Origin of the sequence: Klebsiella sp. JN_Kp127 (assembly GCF_040062505.1) — a bacterium.
Taxonomy (GTDB): Bacteria; Pseudomonadota; Gammaproteobacteria; order Enterobacterales; family Enterobacteriaceae; genus Klebsiella; species Klebsiella quasipneumoniae.
The window spans coordinates 1-4,058 of record NZ_JBEAHS010000023.1; the positions used below are offsets into that span (position 1 = coordinate 1).

Consider the following 4,058-nt stretch of genomic DNA (forward strand, 5'->3'; position numbering starts at 1 on the left):
TGGGGACCTCACCCTTACCAAGGGTGCGCTCTACCAACTGAGCCATATCAGCACGTCTGGAGCGGGCAGCGGGAATCGAACCCGCATCATCAGCTTGGAAGGCTGAGGTAATAGCCATTATACGATGCCCGCATCCTGAAACTCGGCTACCCAGTTCTTTCTGTAATACTAAAGAGACTGCTCTCTGTAGTATTGAGCTGATTAGTTTACCCAACCAACTCCGGCTACGCAAAGCGTCGCCAGAAAGTGGTGGTGGGGGAAGGATTCGAACCTTCGAAGTCGATGACGGCAGATTTACAGTCTGCTCCCTTTGGCCGCTCGGGAACCCCACCCAAATTGTTATGGTGCCGACTACCGGAATCGAACTGGTGACCTACTGATTACAAGTCAGTTGCTCTACCTACTGAGCTAAGTCGGCATCAAGTAGCGCGCATTCTAGGGAGAGGAGCGAGTTCATGCAACTAAAAATTTGCATAAAACGTTCTCTTGCTCACATTTTGTGCTCTTACGCGAAAAAACGGTGTAATTTCAAACAACGGAGTGCAAATAATCGCCAGCAAACAGCACAGCAGGCGCGGTTTCGGTCATCCACGTTTACCCGGAACGTATGCTGACCGCAGACTGAAAGGCAACAGGCCGTTAGCACAATCCTGTTAGCAAAGGCCATGCTTTGCAAAGCATAAGAAACTTATTCCTCTCTTGTGACGCTGGCGCGAGAAAGCAGCATTCAATGAGTTTTTTTCTTATTATTCCCGGCAATCTGGTGTTACCCTCCTGCCCATTGTCCTGATTAACTCGTGTGAAGCATCGCCGTTTCAACGTATTCGGTGATGGTAAGAACATGCTTATGAGCCAAAAAGAGCAGACGTTAATGACACCGTACCTACAATTTAACCGCCACCAATGGGCTGCACTTCGTGATTCTGTCCCGATGACGTTAACCGAGGAAGAAATCACGCGGTTAAAAGGCATCAACGAAGATCTCTCTCTGGAAGAGGTTGCTGAGATCTATTTGCCGCTGTCGCGTTTGCTCAACTTCTATATTAGTTCTAACCTGCGTCGTCAGGCGGTTCTCGAACAATTTCTTGGCACTAACGGTCAGCGTATTCCCTATATAATCAGCATAGCTGGCAGCGTTGCGGTAGGTAAAAGCACCACCGCCCGTGTACTGCAGGCCTTGCTTAGCCGTTGGCCTGAGCATCGCCATGTTGAACTCATTACCACTGACGGATTTTTGCACCCTAACTCGGTTTTGAAAGAACGTGGGTTAATGAAGAAGAAAGGCTTTCCGCAGTCTTATGATATGCATCGGCTGGTGAAGTTTGTCTCCGATCTCAAATCAGGAGTACCACAGGCAACTGCACCGGTTTATTCCCATCTAATTTATGATGTTATTCCCGACGGCGATAAAACTGTCGCGCAACCGGATATTCTCATTCTTGAAGGACTGAATGTTCTGCAAAGTGGGATGGATTATCCACACGATCCGCATCATGTATTCGTATCGGATTTTGTCGACTTTTCTATTTATGTCGATGCCCCGGAAGAATTATTGAAAAGCTGGTATATCAACCGCTTTCTTAAATTCCGGGAAGGAGCATTTACCGACCCGGATTCTTATTTCCATAATTACGCCAAGCTGTCGAAGGAAGAAGCGGTGGATATTGCCACCTCGCTATGGAATGAGATTAACCTAATGAATCTCAAGGAAAACATCCTTCCAACCCGCGAGCGCGCCAGCCTGATTATGACCAAGAGCGCCAATCATTCTGTTAATCAGGTACGCTTACGGAAATAAAGCAAAGGGAGCCGAAGCTCCCTTTTTTATTCTGCGCTGCGCAATGATATTTCACCACCGACCCAGGCTTTTATCACACCATCCTGCTCCAGCAATAGCGCCCCCTGGGCGTCAATACCGCGGGAAATGCCATAAATTTCTTTATCACCGATAATCAGTTTTACCGGACGATGAATAAAGTTATCCAGTTTTTCCCAGCGCGGCAGATAAGGAGCCAACCCTTCCTGCTCGAACAGCTCCAGCCCCAGGCGCAGCTCTTTAATCAGGCGCGCGGCGAGGAGGTTACGATCGATGACCACCCCTGCTTCCTGAAGACTGATCCAACCCTGATTGACGACATCAGACTCCACGTGACGCATCACAAGGTTGATACCCGCGCCGCTGACGATTTGTGCGGCATCGCCCGTTTTTCCCGTCAGTTCCACGAGGATCCCTGACAGCTTACGATCCTGCAGATAAATATCGTTCGGCCATTTCACGCGAACCTGTTCGGCCCCGAGTTGCTGCAGCACTTCAGCGATCACAATACCGATCACCAGGCTTAGGCCAATAGCCGCTGCCGGGCCCTGCTCCAGACGCCAGTACATTGAGAGATAGAGATTCGCGCCAAAGGGGGAAAACCATTTTCTGCCTCGTCGACCCCGCCCTGCCTGCTGATATTCAGCCACGCAGGCATCGCCGGACGTCAGCTCATCCAGTCTGTCCAGCAAATACTGGTTAGTGGAGTCGATTACCGGAAGGACAGTCACTCGGCCATGCTCTATCTGTTGGGAGATCTTTTTCTCATCCAAAAGATGAATAGGCTCTGGCAGGCTGTAACCCTTGCCCGGTACGGTAAACACATCAACGCCCCAGTCGCGTAAAGTCTGGATATGCTTATTAATCGCCGCCCGGCTCATGCCTAACTGCTCGCCAAGCTGTTCACCTGAGTGAAACTCACCATCAGCAAGGATAGAAATTAGCGTTAAAGGGATAGTATGGTCTTTCACGCAATGCTCTCCTCTGCGTTGACTTCACCATGCGTTCCAATGAAGCGCACCTCGGGTTGAAGCCATACATTGAATTTCGCACCCACCTGCTGGCGAACATAATGGGCAAGCTTTATCACATCCTCACTTGTCGCTTGATCTTCATTAATCAGTACCAGCGCCTGCTGTCGATGCACGGCCGCGCCGCCGATGCGTTGTCCTTTGAGCTGACATTGATCGATTAGCCAGCCAGCGGCCAGCTTGACGCTGCCGTTTGCCTGCGGATAGTGCGGTGCATCAGGGAACTGCGCCAGCAGCGCTTCAGCAACCTGAGCGCTGACGATCGGGTTCTTAAAAAAGCTGCCAGCATTACCGTTAATCTTTGGATCCGGCAATTTAGTCATTCGCATATGACAGACCGCATCGAATACCTGCTGCGGGGTGACAGTCTGCGGATCGAGACGTGTTAAATCACCGTAGCTCAGCACCGGTCGCCACGCTTTCTCTAACGCCAGACCAATCGCGACGATGGCGTAGCGGTCCTGATATTCATGTTTAAAGATGCTGTCGCGATAGCCGAAACGGCATTCCGCTGCGGAAAGGCGTTGTTTACGTCCCGTTTCCAGCTCGATGCAGTCAACATATTCGCAAACCCGCTGCAATTCGACGCCGTAAGCGCCAATATTCTGGATAGGCGAAGATCCTGCGCAACCAGGGATTAATGCCAGATTTTCCAGACCAGGCATCGCATGCTGTAGCGTGAACTGCACCAGTTGATGCCAGTTTTCGCCGGCGCCGACGTGCAAGCGCCAGGCATCCGGGGTTTCGCTCACCTCGATCCCCATAATTCGGTTGAGGATCACCGTACCGGCATAGTCGTTCAGAAACAGGACGTTACTGCCTTCCCCAAGGATTAGCGTGGGTTCGCCAGCCGCGACAGCGGTTTGCCAGGCGCTTAATAACTGTTGTTCAGTTTCGGCACGTACTATCGTATTGGCGGATCGCTCAATGCCAAAGGTATTCCAGGGTTTGAGGGAGTGGTTCATAGTGGCTTCCTGATGCAAAATCGGCGTTAGTTTACCGTATCTGGCGGGGGAAGGCTTGCCTGATTACAGAGGCAATAATATTGCGGGGCGCTAACGGTGGTGATGTGGTGTACCGGTCCGGGCAACAGAACCCGCAAGGTCCGTAGCCCCGGTAAGCACAGCACCACCGGGGAGGCGTACCGGCACCCTCGCCGGAGGACAAAAACGCAAAAAAGCTCAGTCTTTCGACTGAGCTTTCTGCTTTAT

General features: G+C 51.2%; 3 protein-coding genes and 3 tRNA genes. 1 reads left to right on the forward strand and 5 read right to left on the reverse strand.

The features are described 5' to 3' along the window. Positions 1-57 precede the first annotated feature (57 nt). From ABLV04_RS08340 to ABLV04_RS08350, 3 genes are all read right to left on the reverse strand, one after another. A tRNA-Gly gene (locus ABLV04_RS08340) sits at positions 58-132 on the reverse strand. A gap of 115 nt (positions 133-247) precedes the next feature. Then, positions 248-332, reverse strand: a tRNA-Tyr gene (locus ABLV04_RS08345). A gap of 10 nt (positions 333-342) precedes the next feature. Next, a tRNA-Thr gene (locus tag ABLV04_RS08350) sits at positions 343-418 on the reverse strand. A gap of 429 nt (positions 419-847) precedes the next feature. On the opposite strand from ABLV04_RS08350, the gene coaA reads away from it, so the two are divergent. Then, positions 848-1,798 carry a type I pantothenate kinase gene (gene coaA, locus ABLV04_RS08355; protein WP_032429237.1) on the forward strand — a complete coding sequence of 317 codons (951 nt, stop codon included), beginning with the start codon at positions 848-850 and terminating at the stop codon, positions 1,796-1,798. Between the two features lie 26 nt (positions 1,799-1,824). Here the strand turns inward: coaA and birA are convergent, their stop codons facing one another. After that, positions 1,825-2,787 (reverse strand): bifunctional biotin--[acetyl-CoA-carboxylase] ligase/biotin operon repressor BirA, encoded by a 963-nt coding sequence (birA, locus tag ABLV04_RS08360; RefSeq protein ID WP_023291589.1) that lies wholly within the window; start codon positions 2,785-2,787, stop codon positions 1,825-1,827. Continuing rightward, entirely contained in the window at positions 2,784-3,812 is a 1,029-nt protein-coding gene (gene murB, locus ABLV04_RS08365; protein WP_048336577.1) for a UDP-N-acetylmuramate dehydrogenase, read from the reverse strand. Before murB ends, birA begins: the two co-directional genes overlap by 4 nt. Positions 3,813-4,058: the final 246 nt, after the last annotated feature.

Coding starts and splice junctions, on each gene's coding strand:
- coaA (WP_032429237.1), top strand. CDS start 848: ATGAGCCAAAAAGAGCAGACGTTAATGACACCGTACCTACAATTTAAC.
- murB (WP_048336577.1), bottom strand. CDS start 3,812: ATGAACCACTCCCTCAAACCCTGGAATACCTTTGGCATTGAGCGATCC.